The organism is Mesorhizobium sp. M0830 (genome assembly GCF_040319965.1).
Classification (GTDB): Bacteria; Pseudomonadota; Alphaproteobacteria; order Rhizobiales; family Rhizobiaceae; genus Mesorhizobium.
The window spans coordinates 24,023-45,521 of record NZ_JAMYOR010000021.1 but is presented as its reverse complement, the minus strand read 5'-3'; the positions used below and the strand labels follow the sequence as shown (position 1 = coordinate 45,521).

The following is a 21,499-nucleotide window of genomic DNA, read 5'->3' as shown; positions in this document are numbered from 1 at the left end:
CGCTTTCCGGGCTTGTCAGGCTTTCCGGCAGTTATGCGTTGGCCTTCTGTGTCCGGCCTGCCCCCGACGGGTCGGCGGCATGGCTCAGGAATGTCTGGATTTCGCGGTCGGTCGGCGCCGACGAGCCGCCATGGCGGGTAACCGAAATGGCGGCCGCGGCATTGGCGTAACGCGCTGCCTCGAAGGGCGGGGCGCCGCGCGCCAGCGCGCTGACGAAAGCCCCGATATGGGTGTCGCCGGCGCCGTTGGTGTCGATTGCGGTGACCGCGTAGCCGCCAATGGTCCACGCTGACCCATCGGCCAACCGCAGGTGGCAGCCCTTTGCGCCGCAGCGGATGACCACGCCGGCAGCCTGCGGACAATGGTCGTCCAGAAGTCGTGCCGCGACAATTTCGACATCGCCCGTGCCGGCGATCTCGGCCGCCTCCGTCGTGTTGCAGCTCAGCCATGTGGTGCGGGCAAGCACCCGCGACAGGATCGGGCGCGGAATGTCCGTGACGACCGGCGTCGGGTCGAAGACGAAAGGGGTTTCGTCCGGCAGCGACTCGATCCAGTCCGCCAGCACGCCACGGCTTGCGGGGTAGCTCAGCGTGTAGCCGGAGGTGAACACCCAATCATCAGACGCCACCGCGACCGGCGCCATCAATTCGAGGCTGAGCACACTTTCGGCCCCCGGCCACGACACGAAGGTGCGTTCGGCATCACTCGAGATCATGGCGATGCAATTGCCGCTGTCCATCAAGGGTGATGGCGGTGTCAGTGTCGCGATGCCCTCGGCGGCGAAAGCGGCGCGCAGGAAGTCGCCATTCGGCCCGCTGCCGAGTTGGCCGCCGAAAACCACCTTCATCCCGGTGCGGCTGGCCGCGACCATCATGTTGAATCCGCCGCCGGCCACCTGGGCGAAGCTCGATGCCGTCTTCTCCATGCCGGGCGCCGGCAAGGCGTCGATGCGGTAGACATAGTCGACCACGGCACTACCGACATGGACGAGACGACCATTCATGCCGCCGCGTCCTTGCCGGAGGCAGTTTTCGCCACCCGTGCCGCGACGAGGTCGGCCGCAAGCGCGCGAACCTCTGACATGTCGATGCCCTTTAGCCGGGCGATGTGCTGTTGCGGCAGCCGGGAAAAGCCGGTGCAGGCGCCGGCCATGCCGGCCGCGATGGCGCCGATCGTGTCGGTATCACCGCCGAGATTGGCGCTGATGACCGCTGCTTTCCATGCATCGCCCCGGGCGACTTCCAGCACCGCGAAGGCAGCAGGAACGGATTCCTGGCTGGCGACGCCGGTGCCGACCAGATCGGTGATCAGCCGGATCGCATCCCTGATCGCCTTGCCGCGCACGATGTCCTGTGCCCAGACGATACGCGCGGCGATGTCGCCGCCGGTGACCCAATGGCCGAGCGTCGCCCCTCGCCTCGCCGCCGCGACAGCGCTGGCGGAAGCATCGCGCCAACCACCGCCGGCGACGCCGCGGCTGACAGCGGCGGCAACAGCAGCGGCGGAGGCGATGGCGATCGAGGTGTTGTGCGTGGCCCGGCAGGTCTCCGCCACCTTGTCGACGAATGCCCCCAATGGTTCGAGCGGCATCATGATGCCGACCGGGGCAATGCGCATGGCCGCACCGTTGGTGTCGCCACTGCGTCCCGCTTCCTCTGCAGGCACGCCACTGTTGATAGCGTCGATGGCACGCTTGGTCGACGGTCCCAAAAGATCATAGCTGCCGCGCGCCTTGACCGCGCGTTCCCAGTCGAGCAGCGCATTGACCCAGCGCTTATGGTCGAAGCGGTCGCCGGATTCGACGAGAATGCGGCCGAGCAGCAGCGCTTGTTCGGTATCGTCGGTGATGGTACCGGCAGCCAATCCCTTCGACACTGGATGATTGGCGAAAGGCGCGATGAAATCCTCGACATGGCCGTAGAGTTCGGCAATCCGGGCCGGCGACAAAAGCTGCGTCGGCATGCCGAGCGCATCTCCCAGCGCTCCGCCGACAAGCGCGCCCATGGCGCGATCGAGCGGGTCCTTGGCTGTGTCCGGCATCGCTCAGAACCTCATATGCAGCGCGAAATGCGCGGGGTTGAGCAGGCTGGTGACATATTCGATCGGCCGGTCGTCGACGGCGCGCGTCAACCGGCGGCCGCGCAGGAACGGCGTGCCTTGCGGGCAGCCGAGGATAGTGGCGTCCTCGGCGTTGAGCATCTCGATCTCCACCCATTCCTCGCCGTGGTCGGGAATGAGGCCGGCGGCGCGCAGCGTCTGGTGCAGCGAGCCCTCGCGCAATCCGCGCAACGGCACGTCTTCAAGCTCGGGTGACAATGGCAGCCGGCTGCGCTCGATGGAGATCGCATGGCCGTCGCTGGCGTTGGTACGCACCCGGTCGACGGCGATGAAGAACGGGCTTTTGATACCAAGCAGCGAAGCCAGATCGGTATCCTCGATGACCTCCAGCCGCAGCGTCCGCGTCTCGGCATTGGCGCCCGCATCGGCCAACGCCCGCGACCAGCCGATGGCGTCGTCGACCGGCTTGCCATCGAAAGTGACGAAGGAGCCGATTCCGACCTTGGTGGTGATCAGCCCGCGGCTGGACAGTTCCTCGAGGCCCTTGCGGACCGTATTGCGGCTGACGGAGAAGCGCTGGACGAGTTCGTTCTCGCTTTGCAGGCGGTCGCCGAAACCGAGAACGCCGGAGCGGATCTCATGTTCGAGAACCGTGGCGATCTGTTCGGGCTTGCCGGTGCCGGGAGACAGTTGAACCGCGCGCCGTTTCATATAGGTACCTGTTCAGTGAACCTGTATAATCCTGTTCAATACAGATCCACGGACGCCGTGTCAACATGACCTGAGGACGAGCAAACGGGCGCGGATTTTGGGGAACGCCTACAAAAAAGCGTCGACGACAGGCGGGCATACGGATTGCGAAGGCCGACCACCATCAAGAGGATAGCGCTGGTTCTTGATTCAATCCTGGCCGGACCCGTTACGGTATCGACACTTCACGGGGCTCAACGAGGATATCCGCCTCGATCGCGGCGTTGATGAATGCCGCCCGTGCCGCCGAGGCTTCTTTCTTCCCCTCAAGCACGGCCAGGCAGACCTTGCGAGCAACCATGTGCCGTTGACCGGTCGCAACCGGCCAGCGGTTCATCAGGATGTCGGCAGCCTGAGCGACCCGCTCCACGTTGAAGATCGAATTTCGCGATCGGCCGAGCGCAATCCGGACCGGCTCATCGAAACGCTGGTCTTGCACCACCCCACCTCCCGGAATCGAACGAGCCGGCCCAATTCCCTGTATTGTGATAGGTTTCGCGCCTAAGGTGCAAGTGTCCGATTCCAGTGGCCAGAAAAATCCCAGGCTGATCGTCGTGGTCGCATTCGATCGCGGCGAGGACGGCGACTTATTTCCAGCCTTTGGACCCGCCGACCAGCAGAGCGAGGATCGCGCCATACGCACCGCCAGGGCTCTGGCGGCAAAGCATGCCGGCGTCATCGCCTGGAGCCGCGAGGCCGATCCGACGCCGGGCGAATATGGCCCGCCGAAAACGCTCTTCGTCAGCGGCGATGTGCCTGACATGGAGTAATCGATCGGCGCCAGTATCTGACCCGAACCAAACGTCCGGCGGCTAGGATTGAGCCCCGGAAAACCGTTGCCCTCCTCGACGCTTGACCCACGCGGCTCCTCGACCGCCAAGCAAAAGCCCGCCACGGGTGAACCGGGGCGGGCCTTGGAGGAGGACAAGGGGTGGGACCCTCTCCTCTTGTTTCCACGGGGGGTGTGGACCGCGATGACTTTACGAAAATTCCGAAACGAGCCGGATCACAAACGGATCGTCGCACATCACAATCGGGTGCGTGCTGGTATCAAGGCGGTCACGAGATCGCGATCGCTCTTGATGACTGACGCTCTACTCCGACGATTGCGGCTGCGCCCATGGATGACGCCCAGGGCAACGCATAAGCCCCTGGCCAGGGATCGCATCGCCGCCGAGATGGCTGTGATCGCAGCCGATAGGCCTTCTTGTCAGACGATCCCGTAGAACAGCCTGTAGTGGACGCGCTTCATATAGTCCCGGTACTCCGGCGTGGCGGCCAGCAGCGCCTCTTCGCGCAAGATGCGATGCACCTGGAAGAAGGTGATCACGGCATAGACGGCGAGATTGTAGAAGGAAAAGGCGGACAACAGGAACAGGACATGGCCGGCAAGGTAGCCGGCATAAATCGGGTGCCGCACCAGACGGTAGGCACCGCCGGTCATCACACCGCGATTGCCCGGCAGAATGGCAAACGAACGCCCCAGAGATATCTTTCCCCAGATCACGAACCCCAACGCCAGGGCTTGCAGCGGCGCGGCGGCATAGACCGGGATGATGGCTGCCCCCGGCTCCAGGTCGATGAAGCCGACACCGAAGCTGGCGACCACGGAGACAACTGCCGTGAGCGGGTTCCAGTCGCGAACCTGCGGTCGCCGCGACAGAAGCAGCCAGGTAAAGGTCAGAACCTCGGAAATCGCCACCAGCGCCACGTTGAGGCGGGTCGGGTCAAGCATGAGGTGATACACGCCACGGTAGACGAACATCCCCGCGAAAGCCAGCGCGCAGATCCGAAAGAAACCTTCCCGCAAATCGACCAGGATTTCGCGCTTCCGAGCCGCGGACAAGATCCTGTCGTCATTGATGTGCGAAAGGGTTTCGCTTTTTGATATGAGCAAGGCAAGCACCCCAATGATCCCTCGGGGCAACCTTTGCACGCAACCATTGCCGGGCGGTTAATCAACAAGATCAGATCGGCATCAAACGGGATATGTCGGGACCGGGGATGCAGGCGAAGCGCGCCTTTGCCGCTCGCAAGAAGTCGGCCCGGCACCATGGCGGCAGACAGGTCTCATCCATTCCGCTCTGCAATTTCTGCTTGCATTTTTGGAACAAATGACGAACAATAGGCAGATCACCGCTGAGGCGGGTGTTCGGGGGGCCAGCGAAATGGCACGTTGGAAAGGTGCGGGGCTGGCTGCCGCCGTAAGCGGATTATTCGCGCTGACGACAGCCCTTCCATGGGTGCGCTGGTCGCTGGCAAGCCTTGTCGTCCTCCTTATCCTGAACACATCCGCGCTCGCCGCCGGCAAGGATAACGCCGTCTGCTTCAGCGACAGCGAGATCGGTGCCGATCAGCTCATCGCCGCCTGCACACCGATTGCCGACGACAAGACCGAACCGTCGCGGAACCGTGTCATCGCCCATTTCCGTCGCGGCCTCGCCTGGGACGACAAGCATGATTACGACCGGTCGATCGCCGACTACAGCGAGGCGATCATGCTCGATGCCAGAGATGCCTCGGCCTACTTCAATCGCGGGGCTGCCTGGTACAACAAGGGGGAAAACGACCGCGCTATCGCTGACTTCAATGTCACAATCAGCCTCGAGCCTGGCTCCGGCGACGCCTACTACAGCCGTGGCCTGGCCTTCTTTCGCAAAGGCAAGACCGACGCGACTATTATCGATTTCGAGCAGGCGCTCACTGTCGATCCGCAAAACCGCAATGCGCGCAACAGTCTCGGCGCCACCTGGCAACGCAAGGGCGACCACGACAGGGCTATCACCGAATATGACGAGGCGATCCGCCTCGATCCACAAGGCGCCGCAGTGTATGTCAACAGAGGCATCGCCCACGCTTCCAAAGGCGACTACGACCTTGCGATAGCTGATTTCGACCATGCCATCAGCCTCGATCCGGAAAGCGTCGACGCCTATGCCAATCGAAGCGCTGCCTGGATTGGCAAGAGCGACTGGCCGCGCGCAGTTGCCGATGCCAATCGGGCGATTGGGCTCGCCCCCGACAGCGCGGACGGCTACTACAACAGGGCCGTCGCCTGGACGAATACAGGCGACAATGATCGCGCCATAGCTGATTTCGATAAGGTGATCGACGTCAACGCGAAGGATGCTGCCGCCTATTTCGGCCGCGCGCTCGCATTGACCCGCAAAGGCGATCGTGACCGCGCGACGGCCGACTGCCGAAAAGCCATGGAACTCGAACCACAACGGTCCGGCGCCTGCAACGAGCAGGTGACAGGCGGTGAAGTTCCGTCTGCGGATGCACCTATGGCCGCTCCCCAGCAGGACAATTCAGCGGCTATCGCCTGGAATCTGCAACGGGGGTTGAACCAGCAGATTCAAGGCTATGTCGGAGGCGCGATAGACTCGTTCAGCTTTGTAATCGGGCTCGATCCCAACAATGCCGAAGCCTATTACGATCGCGCCCTGGCCAGGGCGTCTGTAGGAGACTACGTGATTGCCGCTGCCGACTGCAGACAGGCAATCAAGCTCGATCCGAAACGGACAGGTACCTGCAACGAACAGGCCGCAGACGACAGGGTCCGGCCAGTCGAACCCGTTGCGTGGGAGGCCAAGGACAATCACAAGCGCGCCGAAGCCGACCGCAAGAAGGCGCGGACCCTCGGCGCGAACTAGACAGGTTCAGGGAGGGCCGGTGGATGGGACGTTGGAAAGGCTTTAGCGTGGCGGCGGTCGCCGCTTTGTCGTTTGTTGCGATAAAGGTATTGCCCTGGGCGCTCGGCTTTGCCGGCGGCAAATATCTTTACCAGACGGTGGCGGGTTCGCCCGATCCACAAATGCTGACCACAGCTCAGGTAAGCGAACAGATTGAAAGCCAAGGAAGCCAGATTTTCAAGGCAATCAAGCAGGAGTTTCCAGACGACTACGACGTCGTCGTGGAAAAAATCACGGCCGTGGCCAGACTTGGAAATGTCGATCAGGTGCGAAATGCGAGCAGGATGGCTGTCGCCGATCTCAGGCGAAGATACGCATCCCTGCTGTCCTCGGCTCCGGACGGCAAAGCCGCCGAAGCGCTGCGTGCACAATCGGATATGCTCAACCATGTCATGGCGCGGGAAACCGCTGCCATCTGCAACAACTACCTTCGTGAAGGGCCGGATGCACTCGGCACGCCGGACCAGGATTTCCTGATCGACATGGACAAGGTCGGCGCCACCCTGTTCCACGCTTTCGGCGCAGCGAAGAATGGCAGTCTGCCGGCCGCCGCTGCCAGCGACGGAGACTGGTCGCTGCTGGCCGACGCTTTCATCAACGCTGGCGGCACTCCCGCCGAGATGACTGCCATTGCCAATATGAGCCGGGAATTCGAAGGTCTCTGCCCAGCCGTAGCAAAACTCTACGCAGCCGCCCTGTCACTGCAGGGTGAACCCGGGCGACACATCAAAACCACTCTGCTCTATGAGATCGTCCGGAATTGAATCGGTCGGGTCTGCTGATCTGTGGGTCTGACGTAGAGCTGCCGCACCTCGTGAGCTTCTTGGCTGGCCAGCGATTTCCTCGAAGGTCGAAGAGCCGATTGGCTCCCTACCCCAGAGCTGAATTGCTGAAATATTTCGCGAAATCAGGGCGTTGCGTCAGCACTTTGCCATTGGCATCGCGCAGGATTCCGGACGCGAAGAGGTAGTCGCCGATCGCTTCCATCTTGGCCGGATCCATCGTCCCGATGGCACCGCCTTGGCTGCGCAGATAATGGCCGTCGACCAGCATCTTCAGCGAAGCCTCGATCAGTGCCGGATTGGTCAGCGTGTCCTTGTTGGCGGCGACCAATAGGGCTGCCGCCTCATCGGGATGATCAACAGCGAACTGGTAGCCGCGCCGCGTTGCCTGGATGAAGGCGGCGGCAGGTTTCGGATTTGCCTGGAGATAGGCTTCGCTCGAAGAGATCAGTGTCGTGTGCTCATCGGGCACGCCATAGTCGGCATAGACGAAGCTGCGCTGCTTGATACCTTTCAACTCGGCCTCGACGCCTTCCCAGGTCGAGACTTCGAGCGTGAAGTCGACCGAACCGTTGGCCAGCGCCTCATAGGCTGAGGTACCCAGCGTCACCGTCTCGAAATTGCCTTTGCCGCCGTCGTGACGGATGATGGTGCCGATCAGTGCGTTTTCCCAAGCGCTGCCGAAGCCGCCATAAGTCAGGCCGTCAAGGTCCCTCGGGCTTTTGATCTCGCTGCGTGCCGCATTGAAAACCACGCGGCCGGTTTCGGATTGCACCACGGCATAGACGCCCTTCAAGTCGGCCCCGGCGGTTTTCTGGGTGAACAGGCTGATGGTACCGTTGATGCCGAAATCGGCGACGCGGTTGGCGACCAGCGTGCCGGCGCCGGTATCGCTGTAAGGCAGGATCTCGACCTCGAGTCCAGCTTCGGAATAGAACCCCTTGTCGCGAGCGACGAACAGGCCGATGTGATTGGTGTTGACCGTCCAGTCGAGTGCGACGGTGACCTTTTGCGCCGCCGATTGTGCCCGGGCTCGCCCCGATCCGGCAAAGAGCGGAAGGCCGGTCGCAAGGGTCAGCAGCAGAGCCTGCCGGCGCGTCAAGTCAATCATGGTCGTTTCCTTTGGATGGGTTGGGGTTGAGGATGATGTCGAGGATCTCGGCCTCGAGCGCACTTGCCTGGCGCGCAGCATCGCCGCCAAAGTTGCGCGGGCGCGGCAGTGGGACCTTGATTTCACGCACGATGCGGGCCGGGCGCGCCGACAGCACATAGATGCGGTCGGACAGGAACACGGCTTCGCGCACATCATGGGTGATCAGGAGCGCCGTCCAGCGGTGATCCCGCCACATCCGCTCAAGCCAGCGCTGCATCGCGGTGCGCGTGAGCGCGTCGAGCGCGCCGAACGGTTCGTCGAGCAAAAGCATGTCGCGCTCCTGCACCACCGTGCGCAGCAGGGCCGTACGCTGGCGCATGCCGCCGGACAGTTGAGCAGGAAAATGCCGCTCGAAGCCAGCAAGCCCGAACTCGGCAAACAGCGGCGCAACACGTGCCCGCGCCGCCTTGCGCCCGATGCCCTGCACTTCGAGCCCCAGCGTCGTGTTGTCGAGGATGCGTCGCCACGGCATCAGCGCGTCGCGTTGCGGCATGAAGGCGAAATGCCTGCCGTGGTCATCGAGGGGCGCGCCGTCGAACAACATCTCGCCCTCGCCGTGCTCGGCGCCGGTCAGAAGCTGGAACAGCGTCGACTTGCCGGCGCCCGAGGGCCCAAGCACCGAGACGAACTCACCAGCGCCGACACTCAGCGATATATCGGCCAGCACGTCGAGCCCACCGAACGCCTTGCGCACATGCCGCAGTTCGAGCCGGCTCATCGCCGCTTCCCTGCGGTTTGTTTGCCCTCCCAAGGCATGGCAAGGCGCTGCAACAGTACAGTCAAGCCGAACAGGACAAGTGTAAGCGCTGCGCTGACGCCGACGGCAGCCAGCACCAGGTCGGGGTGGAAATTGTTCTTGGCGTTGAGCATATAGATGCCCAAGCCCTTCGCCGCACCCGCATATTCGGCGAAGATAGCGCCGACCACGGCATAGGTGATGGAGATCCTCAGGCCAGCAAAGAAGTAAGGCAGCGCCGAAGGCAGCCGCGCCAGCACGAAGACGCGCCAGCGCCCTGCCCCCATGGCGTGCAGCATCTGGCCGATCTCGGCCTCGGTCGACTCGTAACCCTCGACCAATGCCACCAGCATCGGAAAGAAGGTGACCAGCGCCACCAGCATGATCTTGGGCGCCAGTCCGAAGCCGAACCACAGCACCACCAGCGGCGCGATCGCCACCAGCGGCAATGTCTGGCTGACGATGAAGACGGGAAACAGCGCGCGGCGCAGCGGCTGGAAAAAGTCGACCAGTATCGACAGCGCAAAGGCGACGCTGAGCGAACAGGCAAAGCCAAGCAGCGTGGCGCGGATGGTCGGAATGGCGTTGTCGACCAACGCCTCGCGATTGAGCATCGCTTGCGCGAGGACGCGTGACGGCGCCGGCAGTGTCGTCGGCTTGATGCCGGAATAGGTGGCATAAAGCTCCCAGGCCAGCAGGAGCAGTCCGACCGACATCGTCACCGGTACCGCCTTGATAAGAAGGCTCGCGATCGGGCGCGAAGAAACTGGGGATGGGACCACGGCAGGTAACCTTTGACGGCCGCGCATAGGCGGCGGCTGTTTCAGACGGCCGACGGGCTGTTGGCTGAAACCGTGACGTCAAGGGTTACGTGGCCGGCACCCGGTCCGAAGCGGCAGAATGCCGCGTCAAGCGCCGAAAAGATCGGGCCCGCATCACCGCGCAATTTCGTACAGAAATGCTTAGAGCGCTCATAGACGCCCGACTGCTTGAGAAAATCGATGCAGCCGTAGATCTCGTCCATATGGTCGTCGGTGCCCATCACATAGAGCGAGAACTGCGCTGCCGCCGGCTGGCCAGTCGAAGCCGCGCCGCGCACCGCCGCGATGGCCGCATCCCTGCGCGGGCCGAGTGGCCCGACAGGTCCGCCAAGGGCATCGGAGCGGCAGATCGGATCGTCGGGCTCGCCCGGGCAGCCGCGTGAGATGGTGGCTGACAGCACGCAATGTTTACCGCTGCGCGCCGCCGCCACGAAGAGGTCGCGCATGGCTGGAAACAGCACCTCGGGTGGCCCGACCAGCAGGGTCGAGATGTCGTCGGTCTCGATCCGGAGCTTGTCGCGATAGGGACCGAGCGCGCCCAGCGCGCCAAGGATGACGCCGACGAAATCGTCGGCCATGGGATATAGGGAAATCTGTGCGCCTGAAAACATGGCCCGCCTCGCTCCGCTGGTATTACCCAGATCAGCTTTTAGGGTCTGTGGGCTTGCCGCCCCCGTCTCAGCCCCGACCGTACGGAGCACCCCTGTGGATGCGCGGGTTAAAGCACCAATCAAACCGAAGTGAAAGCCATTTTTTCAGCGCGCTGCACCAAAAAGCATTGCGCCAGGCGTGGTTCTTGGGTCGAAGACGCCGATGTTTCTGGAGCGAAATTTTATCGGGAACCTTCGCTGCCGCGACCGGTTGTCCCCATAGTCGCAAATGCGATCACCTTCGTAGAAACAAGCGACGAGTTCACAGAAATGGAGACAAACCATGTTCATGAAAATCCTCGCAGCTTCGGCTCTCACGATTGGTCTGGCCATGTCAGCCATGGCGCAAAGTGCCGGCAGCAATAACGCAAGTGGCGATGGCGCCGGCAGCGGGAAGTCGGTGACTGTGGAGCCGAACACCCCGGCTTCGCCGAATACGGTTAGGCCCGGTACTGTCGACCTCGGCATAACCAACAGCACGACCGGCATGCCCGGCGACATGAATTCGAACGCAGATCGAAATTGCCCGGCCGGCCCGCAGGGCGCGCAGCCTGACGCCACCCACACCTCGCCGGGCACCTCTGTGCCGACGGTCAACGATAACCACTGCGGTAAGTAGGCCATTGCCGGCAACCGAGGAAGCCGCGAGCGCATGCTCCGCGGCTTTTTTGGGCGCCCGCGGAACCGGGCACTCCTAAACAAGGCCAAGCTGGCATTATCGATCTTTTCAAGCGGGGCGCGGTCTCGCAGCCGCCAAGGGTCAACGTCATACCCAACGCAGCAGGCGTTACCCCCCGCAGCGTGTTCCTAGCCGCGCTTGATTTGCCACGTGGCGTGCTAAGATGGCGCAGTCCTTGATATCAGGCGCTCGACGGCTGCACCGAGGTGACAAGGCGCAGTGACCTGAAAGGGCTTGGCCTGCGACGAAGCCGCTCGACGGTCTCGTCGAGCCGGCACAGTCGCCGGTTGTGAAGTCTACGAAACAGCCTTTTCGCGAACCGGCAGCTTCCAGCCCGGCCTGACGAAGTGGCAGGTGTAGCCGTTGGGATATTTCTCCAGATAGTCCTGATGCTCAGGCTCGGCTTCCCAGAAGGGACCGACCGGCGCCACTTCGGTGACGACCTTGCCCGGCCACAGACCCGAGGCATCGACATCGGCGATAGTGTCCTCGGCGACGCGCTTCTGTTCGTCGCTGGTGTCATAGATCGCCGAGCGGTAACTCAGCCCGACATCGTTGCCCTGCCGGTTGCGGGTCGTCGGATCATGGATCTGGAAAAAGCGCTCCAGCAGCGTGCGATAGCTGATGATGGCCGGGTCGAAATTGATCTCGATGGCTTCGGCGTGGGTGCCGTGGTTGCGATAGGTGGCATTGGGCACGTCGCCGCCGCTATAGCCGACACGGGTGGAGATGACGCCGGGATAGCGCCGTATCAAATCCTGCATGCCCCAGAAACAGCCGCCGGCAAGAACTGCACGTTCGGTCGAAGTCGCCATATCACGTCTCCTCAAAAGCAATTCCAGGAAAAACGTGTAGCGATTTTCCGTCTGGAATTGCGCAAAATCAACTTGGATCTCCCATAAATGGGCATTGTCTCTTGCTCCGTCCAGCGGACCGCCGACCTGCTTCAGTTGCTCGTTTGGGCGAGGCTGTCGATCGCATTCGCCAACTGCGGCGCGCCGGGCGGAATGGCGGCAAAGCTGACCACCACCGGCGGCGCCCTGAGCGACCAGTCGAAAAGAACGGTTTTGACCGGGACGTTGCCCACCCACACCTGCAGTCGAGGTGGCACGTCGCGCCCAGGCCAGACCAGCAGTATGCCGTGGTCGCGCAGCCGATCCTTGGTGATCCAGGGGGCATACTGCATGTTCAGGTCGGTGAAGATCGACGGCTTGTCATAGGCGTTGAGGCCCGCCAGCGACGCGATAAGGGGATGGCCGCCGACGATGTCGAGCCGACCGGGCGCGGCCGCGTGCCAGACGACCTCGGCCTCATCCGATATCTTCTGCGCCGGCCAACAGACGGCGTCCATCCGTCCACGCAAATTGCATTTCGTCCAGCGGATCCCCGCATAAGCACCAGATATGCCGATGATGCAGACGAACGCGCAGATCGCCAGCTTTCGCATCTCGACGGTGCCGAGGCGGTGGCCCAGCAAGGCAAGCGCCACAACGCCAGCAAGATTGTACATCGGCGCGCCCCAGGCCTCGCCTGCCCCGGTGAACAGGGACGCCACCATGACGAGGAGCGCCGGGCCAAGCCCCATCCACAAGAGGTAAACGAGAATACCGCGCCCAACGGGCTCTTGCGGCGGCGCCGAGCGCCGCAGCAGCCCTGATATCGCCAGCACCAGAACGAAGCCGCAGAGCCCGGCCATCTGGACGCCGATATAATAGAAGCGGGAGCGATGGGCCAGCACCCACTGATCGCGCCAGGCAGCATAGGTCAGCGGCAGGAAATCGACGCGGTTGAGTTCGACGGCCAGCGGCGCAGCGACAGCGACGAAAACCACAAGGCCAAGCCATGGCCAAGGCGTGGCGAGCCGACTGCGTGCCCGCGGGTCGGACAACAGCCAAATCGCACCGAACAGCAACAGCAGGGCGGTGGAAAACTTGGCGTAGAGCCCGACGCCCGATACAAGTCCGAGCGCAAGCCACCAGCCCGGCCCACCACCACGCCCTGCACGCCACAACAGCCAGCAGATAGCGGCCCAGAAGGGCATCTGCGCGTAGTCATGATTGAACTGCGGGGTCGGCCAGCCGAAGAAATAGAGAGACGGCATCAAAAGCACGGCAGCCAGCGCACGCTTCTGCCCTATCAGGTCGCGGGCCAGCAGATAGACCAGGACGAAAGTCGCCGAGATCGTCAGCTGGGCCACGAAATATTGCGGCCAGCGGAACGATCCGGTCAGAAGATGGCTGGTCTCGAGCAGCCATGCGGGAAGCTGTGGATGCTTGTAGCTCAACAGCACCCATTCGCGGCCCCACATGAAGCCTTCGACGACATCGTTGGGCGGTGAGACGTTGACGAGTGCGGGCGCCACCGTCCAGCAGAATATCTGCGTCAGGCACAAAATCGCCAGCAAATACAAGGGACGACGGGTTAGACTGGACAAAACCGATGGGGAATCGACGCCGGCGGCAACCAATTCCGCCGGCACCCAGTCGTCCATGGATCCATCTATCCCCGCCATGCGGCGCTTAGATCACATAGTCCGGTTTGACGAACAGCCCAAACGTCGAAGCTTACAAAAAAGTATAGCTATGTGCCATTGCAGCACCATTATCGAGCAGGAGTATCGGCGCTCCTCTCTCCAGCCACGATAGCGCTGCACGGCTGACCTAGCCTGAAAAATCCGGATCCCAATGCGCCACCACCACGCCGTCATCCACTACCGTGCGCTCGACTTCTGGATGGCGCGCGCGGCCGTTCTGGTTATCATCTGCCTGCAGCTTCTGGTCATCAACAACCTCTCATTTGGGCCGCGCTGGCTGGCGCCGGTGCTGGAGGCCGCCCTGCTGCTGCCCTTGTCGGTGGCCACGGCCTGGACACAGGCCGCCACCCGAAAGGCGGTCGATGATCACGAGTGGCATGCGATCGGCCAGTTTCGCATCATGATCCGCAGAACCGCGCTAACCATGACCGCCATCATCAGCCTCATGAATTGTGGTTCGCTGTTCTTGCTGGTGCGTGCCTTGCTGGAGGGCCATGCCGGCAACAGCGGCACGACGCTGCTGATCGATGCGCTCAACATATGGGTCACCAACGTCATCGTCTTTGCCTTGTGGTTCTGGAGCACCGATCGCGGTGGACCGCCGACCTGCGGGCTCGTCAAGCTCGCGCAGGCCGACTTCCTGTTCGCACAGATGACGCTGAACGACCGTGACCTTCGCGATTGGCTGCCCGGCTTCGTCGACTATTTCTTCCTTGCCTTCACCAATGCGACAGCGTTTTCGCCCACCGATACGTTGCCACTCTCCCAGCGCGCCAAGCTGTTGATGATGGCGGAATCCATGATCTCGCTGCTGACCATCGCGCTGGTCGCGGCACGCGCGGTCAACATCCTGGCTTGAGGCTTGCCAATCCGAATCGCCGCCGCATCGAGCCGAAACGCAAAATGGCCCGCCCCGGCGCGAGCCGAGGCGGGCAAAAATGGCAGTCGTGGAAATGAAATGAGGACTATACCGCGTCTGGCGGCTCTTTCGGCGCGGCTCTATGCCGAAAGTGTCTCGGGCATGCTGTCAAGCAGATGCCAACAGACAACGCCGACCGGAGCCAGCAGCTACTCATCTGACGGCGGCTTGAATCGCCTCGCGACAAACTCGAACAAGACGTCCGAGATCCACATGGCGCAGACGCCGATCAGGAAGGCCGCTGCCAGTGTGGTGGTGTCGTCGACGGGATCCGGCATCGGCAGGCCGGTGATCCTGGCGTAGGACACCGCCGGCAGCGTCAGATATGCCGCCGCCAAGGCGCCACAGATTGGCGACGCTATCATTTCGCGCAATTTGTAGCGATGCCGCGAGAGCGCGCGCAGAACGCCGCCGGCAAGGCCAGCCGCCACGACCGGTCCCTTGATGCCAAGCAGGTCGAAAATTTCGTGCATCACGGTCTCCATCCACAGAGCTTCTGACCCTTTTCGTTATGAGCCAGGATCGCCGCTGCCGACGCGTCGGAAAGAGTCGCCACCTCTGCCTGTGTCGGCCGGATGGGATGCCCGGCCGCGCAGAACGACCCGCCCGATGTGGTGCAGCCGGCCAGCGTGAGGGAAAGCGCTAGGATTTTGACCATTTGCCCAGCCTCCTCCGGTTGTCGTCCGGCGTCCGGCCGGCAACGGCATCATCGATCTTCTGGGCTTCGGAGCGAGCCGCGGCGTCGGCGGCATCTTGCCTGGCCTTCTGGTTGGCCTTGCCCTTGGCGTAGGCCGTCCAGAGACCGGCGAGCGCGGCACCCGTTGCAAGGAGATATGGCCAGACCTGGCCAAGCAGTGCGAGCGTTCCCATCTCATGTCTCCTTGGCCGGCGGCACGATCATGCCGCGCGGACCGTCACGCACCGCGTTGATGATGATCTTGGCAAGGGCGATAGTGCCGCTGATCTGAAGCGCGGCGCGGTCGCTCACCCCGAACATCGTCCAGTCGAAGCCGGCAAGGGCGCCACCGCAGATGATGGCGATCAGCGTGTTGAGGAGATTGTGTAAGGCGTTGGTATTGAACCATGTCATCAAAAGAGGCTCCCGAAAAAACCGGTGAGGTGATGCCGGAACGCCGTGAGCGCTGCGGCCATGAGCAAGAGAATACCGGCCGCTGCAGCCGTCTTGCCGCCGGATGGCGGTACCCGAGGCACCGGCTGGACCGTCTGCGCCTCGGTAGCGGTGGTTTCGGCTTTGGACGGTTGCGGGACAGTCGCCGGCGCGGCCACCGCGGCATGTTGCGCCGACATCAGCAAGGCCTGAACCCGCACCGACCTCACCCGATCGGACCAGCCGCGCCCGAACGTTGCCCATGTCGGCAGCCGTTTGAGAAACGCCAGCCGCCCATCGCAGATCGCATCGATGATGACGCCGGCCGGTTTTGCCTCGACTGCCGCGATGGTCGCCGGTCCGATCCGGCCGTCCTGGGCAACGCCCACGGCCGCCTGCAGGTATTTCGCCGCCCGCCCAGGCCCGCTGTTCACCGCGAAATCGAACACCGCAAAGTCGACGCCATCGGGCAGTTCGGCGCCGAGCACGGCGTCCCAGTAGAAACGGCGGTAGATTGCGGCAACTTGCGCGTCGCCAATGCTGCGGAGGTCCGCCTTCGTCGCCTCGGCCTTCACGTAGCGACGGAGATTGGCGAGCGTCACCCCCTTCATGGTGGCGCCGCCTGGATCGGCCGGATTGTCCGACCAGAGCCCTTCAGATTTCAGAACGAGCGCAAGCGCCCGCGCGAAGTTGCGGTCCATGGTTATGTTTCCTTTCGGATCGGTTTTGCTAGGCAGGGAGGATGGACACGATGGTTCAATCTGCTCGCGACATGTCCCGGCGAGCGATGGGCTGGAGGATCATGGCGTTGATTGGCGGGCAGCCATACCGGTGGGCGCTGTGGTGTTCTTGGTCGGCACACAGATCTTTGGGAGAGAGGGCACGGACAACGTCGAGGTGCGATCACCGAGACCTGCGAAATCGCAGCGGCCGAACGCAATCCACCAGGCTCGTAGCTTAGTGAAGCAACAATATCATTCGCGCTTGTTGTTCTCATGCTACGCGCCTCGGCCTCAGCTATCTACTCAAGGCCGATGGACGGGGTTTTTCGCAGTCTGGTTTCATCGCTTTGGGAACGGTTCCGGCTGCCGTTTCGATCGGGCGGGCGGCAGTTTACGCGGTCTCAAATGCGAACTTCACAGGACGGGTTCTTTTGAATCGGGTCCCTCGTGCTTCCAATTTCAGTGGCACTTTGTGCCTCAACAACGTGGCCGCTCGCTTGTACTTTCTGGGCGGCAATGACGATCCGCACGCATCGAGCACGACAGTGTAGGTGCCGCCTCTGAGAACGGGCGCAGGTGCCCGCGAGTTGCTGTCTATGGTGACGGTTGCTTGAAGATTGAGCGATATTTCCCGGGCGGACAATAAGATTTCACGGTCGAGGGGATGCGACCCCAGAAAGCAACCCACGGCACCTCAGTCGATGCGCAGAATATGAGTTAAGAGCCTAGCCAGCGCCTAGTCGAATGATTTTCACTGATATGCCGAAGAACGGCGTGGAGCGGTTATACGAGCATATAGCGTCACGAGCACCACCGGGAGCAAAAGCATCGGCATCATGGCGACTCGGTTGTAATAAGGTAGTCCGCTCGCCAACATGTATATAACCGTCATGATGACACAATACTTTCCAAGGCGTTCATCCGACTTCTTTGCCGCCATATTAATCAATAAGATACTGGCGATGCATTAGACCAACGAATAGGAAAAAAACAAGGCCTTGAATCCTATTCCGTAGCTCATAAACATGTCGGAGGAGTACTGAGTGTATAGGCCAGCCTGCGCCAGAATCGGGGTAATTATTATATTAGAAATGATAGTAGTAGAATTTGTAACATAAGCAGCGAAAATCAGGGCGATTGCCGAAACTATAAATTTTCGTGGAACAATGTCCGCCAAGACATAGATCGCAACGAATAGAGCAGCGCTATAGTGGCTACCGATCGCCAAAGCGGCAAAGAGGATGGCTCGGTATTTCTTCCCGTCGTTAATCGCGAGAAAGAACGCGAGAATGAAGATAAGCGAAAATCCTTGACGCAACGTGTTTTGACCCAATTGCTCAAACCATGGCAGCATGATCAGCCCGACAGCCGATATCGCTCCAAGGATTACGCTATCGCTTTGTCTGACCGAGTAAAGATAGTAGACTGAGACCATAACCATGCTGTTGGCTAGCATGCTGTCAGAGATCGAAAACCCCAGGTTGGCGTAAAGCCAATGCATGGCGATGAACACAGGCTCATGCGCCACTGCCGTCATATAAACCAGGAATGTTGCCCTGGTCGCATAGGCGAAATCTCTTGAGTAGGCGACGATATCACCTTCCAAGGCATACGAGGCATAATTCGCATAGTCGGTTCGAGAAACTGCGAAGAAGAGTACCGGGGCTAGAAAGAGCAACTTTGGGAGCCCGAAGTGGCGAAGGGGCCGCATTCGAATGCCTTTTTGATTCTTGGCGACACGTGCAATAAACACCTTCATTATTGTCAAGTGAAACGCAAGATGCTTACGCCCTCCAAATAACGCTGCCGGCTAGCGCTACGTGAGCTTGCCAGACATGGTCCTAGGGGGTGATCGCGAATCACGCCGCCCGCTGATCAACGTTAAAGCACACCTTCAGTCGTTCCCGACCGCAGGCTTCAAAACTCGATGAACTCAACCGTTACGCCAAGCCCTATCAGAGCCCTGCCTGCGCCGACTGAATTTGAGTTGACGAATATGACATCGCCCGGCTCCAGGTCAGCGCCGGCTGAGTTGGCAGCAACAACGCCGTCGCGCATGACGAGCGCCGTCAACCCTATTGCGCTGGTATCAATGGTCGACACGTTTGCCGAAGCACCTGCCCGAAGGCGTCGCAAGATCAGATTCCGGTAATTGGCCGCATCGGCCATGGCATCGGCAGTCGCTTGGTAGCTGGCCCGAACAATCCTGCCACGGCGACGCGCTACGAACACGCTCTTGTTTATCAACCCCGTTGCAGCATAGTCACCGAATTGAGCGGCGATGCTTTCGCCGAATATGTACCTCTGCACGTCACCTTGGAGGGTGATCATCCCCTTGACGTGATTGTTTTTCCCCCACGTAAGAGAATACGGAAAAAGCAGATATTCCCACGTCACCGCGCCACCAAATGGCCGCCAAACTACAGTACCATCGGCGATCCGATGATCCGTCCCAGCCGGACCACCTGCAACAGCCGAAATGCCTGCCGTCACACAAATGAAATACGCGCCACCGTTCGATCGCACTGAATCCACACTGTAAACGGTCGACGGCGCCCACATCGCAATCGATGCCGAGCCGTCATCTGTGACAGAAAGTGCCGTTCCGGTTGGCCCGCCACTGCTGGCCGATTTCCCCTCGGCTGTTGCGCGATAGAAATTCCCGCCGTTGGTCACAATAGCGTTGCGCTTGTAGATCGTGTCACCAGTCCAAGCCGCTATGGCGGTGCTGTCGCCGTTCAACACAACATTGCCGCCGATATCGCACTCGTCGATGGAAGCGCGTCCGGCACGAGTGGCAAGCCCCGTGATTGTTAGATCCGTAAATGCACCACCAAGCGTGTTGTTTCCCCGCGTGATCAGTCGCCTAACTTTTGCCTGTGAAGGTGTCGAAATATTCAGGCCGCCTTTATCAGATGCCTCGATGCGCAGTCCGTCGATATCCACGTCGAGATCAGACCATGCGATCTGATCGGCATTCGACGCGGCTGAAATGCAGTTCACGGCATGGTTGAAGCCACACTGTGCCCGGCGGGAGGTGATGTCCTTGAGCTTCAGGTTGACCGCCTCGCGAATGTCGAAGTAGCCGTGATCGTCGAGCATAATGTTTTGCAGGGTAATGTCCTGCACCGGGGCCGCACCGGCGTGATTTCCTGCCGACCAATCCCAACCGATGTAAAAAGCCGGAGTGGCCGCTGAGCCGACTGCGGAACCCGAGATGTTTGACAGAAGGATGCGCTTTCCGACCTGGAAATTCCTGACAATCGTGCCTGCGACATATTCCGCAAACGTATCGGGCGTCGTCGTCTTATAGTTTATTGTGACGATATTTCCGGTGTTGTTGACTGAAAAATCACCGATCGAAGCGTCGAGTTGGTCGTTGACGTCGATACACTGGTTCACGCGCGCGGTCGACTTGAACGCTCCATTGCGGATGACAACACGTTGGCTGGCGCCGTCGAGATCGATCGCTTCCGAGAAGTCTTCGAAAAGGAAATTCGTCATCACGAAGCCATCGACATAGCGAACATTGAAGCCGCCCGTAATCTTCTGGTGACGATGTCCGTCAACCTGCACATTCTTGCTGTTCTGGATGTGGGCGTAGTAGCCACGCCGGTTGCCGCTGGAACTGCCCTTAGTATCCAGAAACCTCAGTCCGTCGACGCCGACCGCATATACAAAGCGTTGGTTGCTGTTCGTTGGATCAGAATTATTTTCAGGGTCGAAGGTAATGCTGTCAAATGTGATGTTCTTCCGGGTGCCGACAATCATGTTCTTGTCGGTCGAGAAGACCGGCTGGACATCCGCCGCGATAGCGCTGGCTCGGCTCACACCGTGCAATACCGCCTCATGGCCATTGAAGGTGACATTGTCCGCAGTTAAAGCGACCGCACGATAGACGTTCACGGTGGAGAAATTGCCGAAGGTGAAAGGCGAGACTGAACTTGGCACCATCTTGTAGGAACCAGCTGGCAATCTGACCCCGCCCAGCGCCAGGTCGTGTGACGCTTGCACCGACGGCGCATCGTCATTGGAGTTATTCTTGCGAGCGCCTTTCTGTGATGCAATCGGCGTGTCTGCCAGCCCATACCCCACCTTCGTCACGCCGTCGCTCAAGGTGATCACCAGATCCCCGGCCGTGGTTCCGTTCTTGCGGTAGACGGCGCCGCTGCCCGCCACTTGGTGGCTGTCGTAGAACGCGGTGCGGATGTAGGTCGGGGCGATCGGCGGGGAAAACGCCTGGGCGGCGGCGAGCGTGGCGAATTGGGGATCAATTACCGTGGTCATCGCTTCGGCCGCGAGATTGGCCGCTGCTTGGGCCTGGTCGATGATGTCTTGAGCGGCTTCCCGAATATCCCCGACCGTGTCGTCGGACTGATAGAACGACAGGACAATGTCGTCGGTACCGATCACGGGGTTCAGCGTCTGGAAGACAAAGACGAAATTGCCCGAAGCCGCGCCTTCCTGGACATGCACCGTCGTTCCCTTCTGCATCGTGCGACCCGCTCGCGCATCGGCGGCGCGATACCAGTAGCCTTGCGAGGCCGTATAGATGCCGTTCAGCCTGGCGTCGGCCTGGTCCTTGACCAGCACCCGGTCACCGGTCGCTGTCTGGATGCCGTCGACGACCTTGAGGCCCTGGATCCAGGCAACACCGTCGATGACGATCGTTTCCAGGTTCACGGTCGTCGCCAGGCGCACGGGTTCGCGCTCGCCGGTCAACAGGCGAACGGCGGCGGTTGCAGGACGGGCCATGAGACTTGCTCCATGAAAAAAGCCCCGCGAAAGCGAGGCTGAAAAGGGTCTGTTTTTGCGACGTGGGCGCGTCCGGAGGTTAACCCCAGTCACATGGGTGTGACCGGTAAAAAGTGGTCACCGTAATTGCCACAACCG

22 protein-coding genes and 1 riboswitch are annotated in these 21,499 nt (G+C 61.2%); of the genes, 5 read left to right on the top strand and 17 right to left on the bottom strand.

Annotation, left to right across the window (positions count from 1 at the left end; genetic code table 11):
- Positions 1–31: 31 nt before the first annotated feature.
- The 4 genes from NKI20_RS15020 to NKI20_RS15005 form a co-directional block, all read right to left on the bottom strand.
- Complete coding sequence (locus NKI20_RS15020) at positions 32–1,003, bottom strand: PfkB family carbohydrate kinase (RefSeq protein WP_352831600.1); 972 nt, start codon at positions 1,001–1,003, stop codon at positions 32–34.
- Entirely contained in the window at positions 1,000–2,040 is a 1,041-nt protein-coding gene (locus tag NKI20_RS15015) for an ADP-ribosylglycohydrolase family protein (RefSeq protein ID WP_352831598.1), read from the bottom strand. Before NKI20_RS15015 ends, NKI20_RS15020 begins: the two co-directional genes overlap by 4 nt.
- A gap of 3 nt (positions 2,041–2,043) precedes the next feature.
- Complete coding sequence (locus tag NKI20_RS15010) at positions 2,044–2,769, bottom strand: GntR family transcriptional regulator (RefSeq protein ID WP_023761007.1); 726 nt, start codon at positions 2,767–2,769, stop codon at positions 2,044–2,046.
- A 208-nt stretch (positions 2,770–2,977) separates the two neighbouring features.
- Entirely contained in the window at positions 2,978–3,247 is a 270-nt protein-coding gene (locus NKI20_RS15005; protein ID WP_023761008.1) for a DUF982 domain-containing protein, read from the bottom strand.
- A gap of 73 nt (positions 3,248–3,320) precedes the next feature.
- On the opposite strand from NKI20_RS15005, the gene NKI20_RS15000 reads away from it, so the two are divergent.
- Positions 3,321–3,578, top strand: a complete 258-nt coding sequence (locus NKI20_RS15000; protein ID WP_352831595.1) for a hypothetical protein — start codon at positions 3,321–3,323, stop codon at positions 3,576–3,578.
- A gap of 440 nt (positions 3,579–4,018) precedes the next feature.
- On the opposite strand, the gene NKI20_RS14995 is transcribed toward NKI20_RS15000, so the two are convergent.
- A complete protein-coding gene (locus NKI20_RS14995) occupies positions 4,019–4,654 on the bottom strand; it encodes a methyltransferase family protein (RefSeq protein ID WP_352831593.1) in 636 nt (211 codons plus the stop codon).
- A 322-nt stretch (positions 4,655–4,976) separates the two neighbouring features.
- Here NKI20_RS14995 and NKI20_RS14990 point away from each other — a divergent pair, with 322 nt between their 5' ends.
- Positions 4,977–6,464, top strand: a complete 1,488-nt coding sequence (locus NKI20_RS14990) for a tetratricopeptide repeat protein (protein ID WP_352831591.1) — start codon at positions 4,977–4,979, stop codon at positions 6,462–6,464.
- A 23-nt stretch (positions 6,465–6,487) separates the two neighbouring features.
- Positions 6,488–7,267, top strand: coding sequence for a hypothetical protein (locus NKI20_RS14985; protein WP_023761013.1), 780 nt, complete (start codon positions 6,488–6,490; stop codon positions 7,265–7,267).
- A gap of 106 nt (positions 7,268–7,373) precedes the next feature.
- Here NKI20_RS14985 and NKI20_RS14980 read toward each other — a convergent pair whose 3' ends face one another.
- The 4 genes from NKI20_RS14980 to NKI20_RS14965 form a co-directional block, all read right to left on the bottom strand.
- The gene (locus NKI20_RS14980) at positions 7,374–8,396 is read right to left on the bottom strand and encodes an ABC transporter substrate-binding protein (RefSeq protein WP_352831589.1); all 1,023 of its coding nucleotides are present in this window, start codon (positions 8,394–8,396) and stop codon (positions 7,374–7,376) included.
- Entirely contained in the window at positions 8,389–9,156 is a 768-nt protein-coding gene (locus NKI20_RS14975; RefSeq protein ID WP_352831587.1) for an ABC transporter ATP-binding protein, read from the bottom strand. The genes NKI20_RS14980 and NKI20_RS14975 overlap by 8 nt, the downstream gene beginning before the upstream one ends.
- Positions 9,153–9,983 (bottom strand): ABC transporter permease, encoded by an 831-nt coding sequence (locus tag NKI20_RS14970; protein WP_352831585.1) that lies wholly within the window; start codon positions 9,981–9,983, stop codon positions 9,153–9,155. The genes NKI20_RS14975 and NKI20_RS14970 overlap by 4 nt, the downstream gene beginning before the upstream one ends.
- Positions 9,984–9,997: 14 nt before the next feature.
- Positions 9,998–10,606, bottom strand: a complete 609-nt coding sequence (locus NKI20_RS14965; RefSeq protein ID WP_023761016.1) for a YkoF family thiamine/hydroxymethylpyrimidine-binding protein — start codon at positions 10,604–10,606, stop codon at positions 9,998–10,000.
- A riboswitch (TPP riboswitch) is annotated at positions 10,597–10,710 on the bottom strand. It overlaps the preceding gene by 10 nt.
- Before the next feature lie 218 nt (positions 10,711–10,928).
- Between NKI20_RS14965 and NKI20_RS14960 the strand changes: the two genes are divergently transcribed.
- Entirely contained in the window at positions 10,929–11,264 is a 336-nt protein-coding gene (locus NKI20_RS14960) for a hypothetical protein (RefSeq protein WP_023761017.1), read from the top strand.
- 356 nt (positions 11,265–11,620) lie between these two features.
- On the opposite strand, the gene msrA is transcribed toward NKI20_RS14960, so the two are convergent.
- Together msrA and NKI20_RS14950 are read right to left on the bottom strand one after the other, a co-directional pair.
- Entirely contained in the window at positions 11,621–12,139 is a 519-nt protein-coding gene (msrA, locus tag NKI20_RS14955) for a peptide-methionine (S)-S-oxide reductase MsrA (protein WP_352831582.1), read from the bottom strand.
- Positions 12,140–12,270: 131 nt separating this feature from the next.
- The gene (locus NKI20_RS14950) at positions 12,271–13,815 is read right to left on the bottom strand and encodes a glycosyltransferase family 39 protein (protein WP_352831580.1); all 1,545 of its coding nucleotides are present in this window, start codon (positions 13,813–13,815) and stop codon (positions 12,271–12,273) included.
- A 193-nt stretch (positions 13,816–14,008) separates the two neighbouring features.
- On the opposite strand from NKI20_RS14950, the gene NKI20_RS14945 reads away from it, so the two are divergent.
- Positions 14,009–14,716, top strand: a complete 708-nt coding sequence (locus NKI20_RS14945; RefSeq protein WP_352601978.1) for a hypothetical protein — start codon at positions 14,009–14,011, stop codon at positions 14,714–14,716.
- A gap of 209 nt (positions 14,717–14,925) precedes the next feature.
- On the opposite strand, the gene NKI20_RS14940 is transcribed toward NKI20_RS14945, so the two are convergent.
- From NKI20_RS14940 to NKI20_RS14915, 6 genes are all read right to left on the bottom strand, one after another.
- Positions 14,926–15,249, bottom strand: a complete 324-nt coding sequence (locus tag NKI20_RS14940; protein WP_023761022.1) for a hypothetical protein — start codon at positions 15,247–15,249, stop codon at positions 14,926–14,928.
- A gap of 169 nt (positions 15,250–15,418) precedes the next feature.
- The gene (locus NKI20_RS14935; protein WP_023761023.1) at positions 15,419–15,646 is read right to left on the bottom strand and encodes a hypothetical protein; all 228 of its coding nucleotides are present in this window, start codon (positions 15,644–15,646) and stop codon (positions 15,419–15,421) included.
- Between the two features lies 1 nt (position 15,647).
- On the bottom strand, positions 15,648–15,866 hold the full coding sequence (locus tag NKI20_RS14930) for a hypothetical protein (RefSeq protein ID WP_023761024.1): 219 nt from the start codon (positions 15,864–15,866) through the stop codon (positions 15,648–15,650).
- The gene (locus tag NKI20_RS14925) at positions 15,866–16,585 is read right to left on the bottom strand and encodes a glycoside hydrolase family 108 protein (RefSeq protein WP_352831577.1); all 720 of its coding nucleotides are present in this window, start codon (positions 16,583–16,585) and stop codon (positions 15,866–15,868) included. The genes NKI20_RS14930 and NKI20_RS14925 overlap by 1 nt, the downstream gene beginning before the upstream one ends.
- Positions 16,586–17,573: 988 nt before the next feature.
- The gene (locus tag NKI20_RS14920; RefSeq protein ID WP_352831575.1) at positions 17,574–18,365 is read right to left on the bottom strand and encodes an EpsG family protein; all 792 of its coding nucleotides are present in this window, start codon (positions 18,363–18,365) and stop codon (positions 17,574–17,576) included.
- Between the two features lie 158 nt (positions 18,366–18,523).
- The gene (locus tag NKI20_RS14915) at positions 18,524–21,361 is read right to left on the bottom strand and encodes a hypothetical protein (protein WP_352831574.1); all 2,838 of its coding nucleotides are present in this window, start codon (positions 21,359–21,361) and stop codon (positions 18,524–18,526) included.
- Positions 21,362–21,499: the final 138 nt, after the last annotated feature.

What these genes read in the sequence shown, in the direction of transcription:
- NKI20_RS15020 (WP_352831600.1), bottom strand. Translation starts at nt 1,003, where the DNA reads ATGAATGGTCGTCTCGTCCATGTCGGTAGTGCCGTGGTCGACTATGTC.
- NKI20_RS15015 (WP_352831598.1), bottom strand. Translation starts at nt 2,040, where the DNA reads ATGCCGGACACAGCCAAGGACCCGCTCGATCGCGCCATGGGCGCGCTT.
- NKI20_RS15010 (WP_023761007.1), bottom strand. Translation starts at nt 2,769, where the DNA reads ATGAAACGGCGCGCGGTTCAACTGTCTCCCGGCACCGGCAAGCCCGAA.
- NKI20_RS14990 (WP_352831591.1), top strand. Translation starts at nt 4,977, where the DNA reads ATGGCACGTTGGAAAGGTGCGGGGCTGGCTGCCGCCGTAAGCGGATTA.
- NKI20_RS14985 (WP_023761013.1), top strand. Translation starts at nt 6,488, where the DNA reads ATGGGACGTTGGAAAGGCTTTAGCGTGGCGGCGGTCGCCGCTTTGTCG.
- NKI20_RS14980 (WP_352831589.1), bottom strand. Translation starts at nt 8,396, where the DNA reads ATGATTGACTTGACGCGCCGGCAGGCTCTGCTGCTGACCCTTGCGACC.
- NKI20_RS14975 (WP_352831587.1), bottom strand. Translation starts at nt 9,156, where the DNA reads ATGAGCCGGCTCGAACTGCGGCATGTGCGCAAGGCGTTCGGTGGGCTC.
- NKI20_RS14970 (WP_352831585.1), bottom strand. Translation starts at nt 9,983, where the DNA reads ATGCGCGGCCGTCAAAGGTTACCTGCCGTGGTCCCATCCCCAGTTTCT.
- NKI20_RS14965 (WP_023761016.1), bottom strand. Translation starts at nt 10,606, where the DNA reads ATGTTTTCAGGCGCACAGATTTCCCTATATCCCATGGCCGACGATTTC.
- NKI20_RS14960 (WP_023761017.1), top strand. Translation starts at nt 10,929, where the DNA reads ATGTTCATGAAAATCCTCGCAGCTTCGGCTCTCACGATTGGTCTGGCC.
- msrA (WP_352831582.1), bottom strand. Translation starts at nt 12,139, where the DNA reads ATGGCGACTTCGACCGAACGTGCAGTTCTTGCCGGCGGCTGTTTCTGG.
- NKI20_RS14950 (WP_352831580.1), bottom strand. Translation starts at nt 13,815, where the DNA reads ATGGACGACTGGGTGCCGGCGGAATTGGTTGCCGCCGGCGTCGATTCC.
- NKI20_RS14945 (WP_352601978.1), top strand. Translation starts at nt 14,009, where the DNA reads ATGCGCCACCACCACGCCGTCATCCACTACCGTGCGCTCGACTTCTGG.
- NKI20_RS14940 (WP_023761022.1), bottom strand. Translation starts at nt 15,249, where the DNA reads ATGCACGAAATTTTCGACCTGCTTGGCATCAAGGGACCGGTCGTGGCG.
- NKI20_RS14935 (WP_023761023.1), bottom strand. Translation starts at nt 15,646, where the DNA reads ATGGGAACGCTCGCACTGCTTGGCCAGGTCTGGCCATATCTCCTTGCA.
- NKI20_RS14930 (WP_023761024.1), bottom strand. Translation starts at nt 15,866, where the DNA reads ATGACATGGTTCAATACCAACGCCTTACACAATCTCCTCAACACGCTG.
- NKI20_RS14925 (WP_352831577.1), bottom strand. Translation starts at nt 16,585, where the DNA reads ATGGACCGCAACTTCGCGCGGGCGCTTGCGCTCGTTCTGAAATCTGAA.
- NKI20_RS14920 (WP_352831575.1), bottom strand. Translation starts at nt 18,365, where the DNA reads ATGAAGGTGTTTATTGCACGTGTCGCCAAGAATCAAAAAGGCATTCGA.
- NKI20_RS14915 (WP_352831574.1), bottom strand. Translation starts at nt 21,361, where the DNA reads ATGGCCCGTCCTGCAACCGCCGCCGTTCGCCTGTTGACCGGCGAGCGC.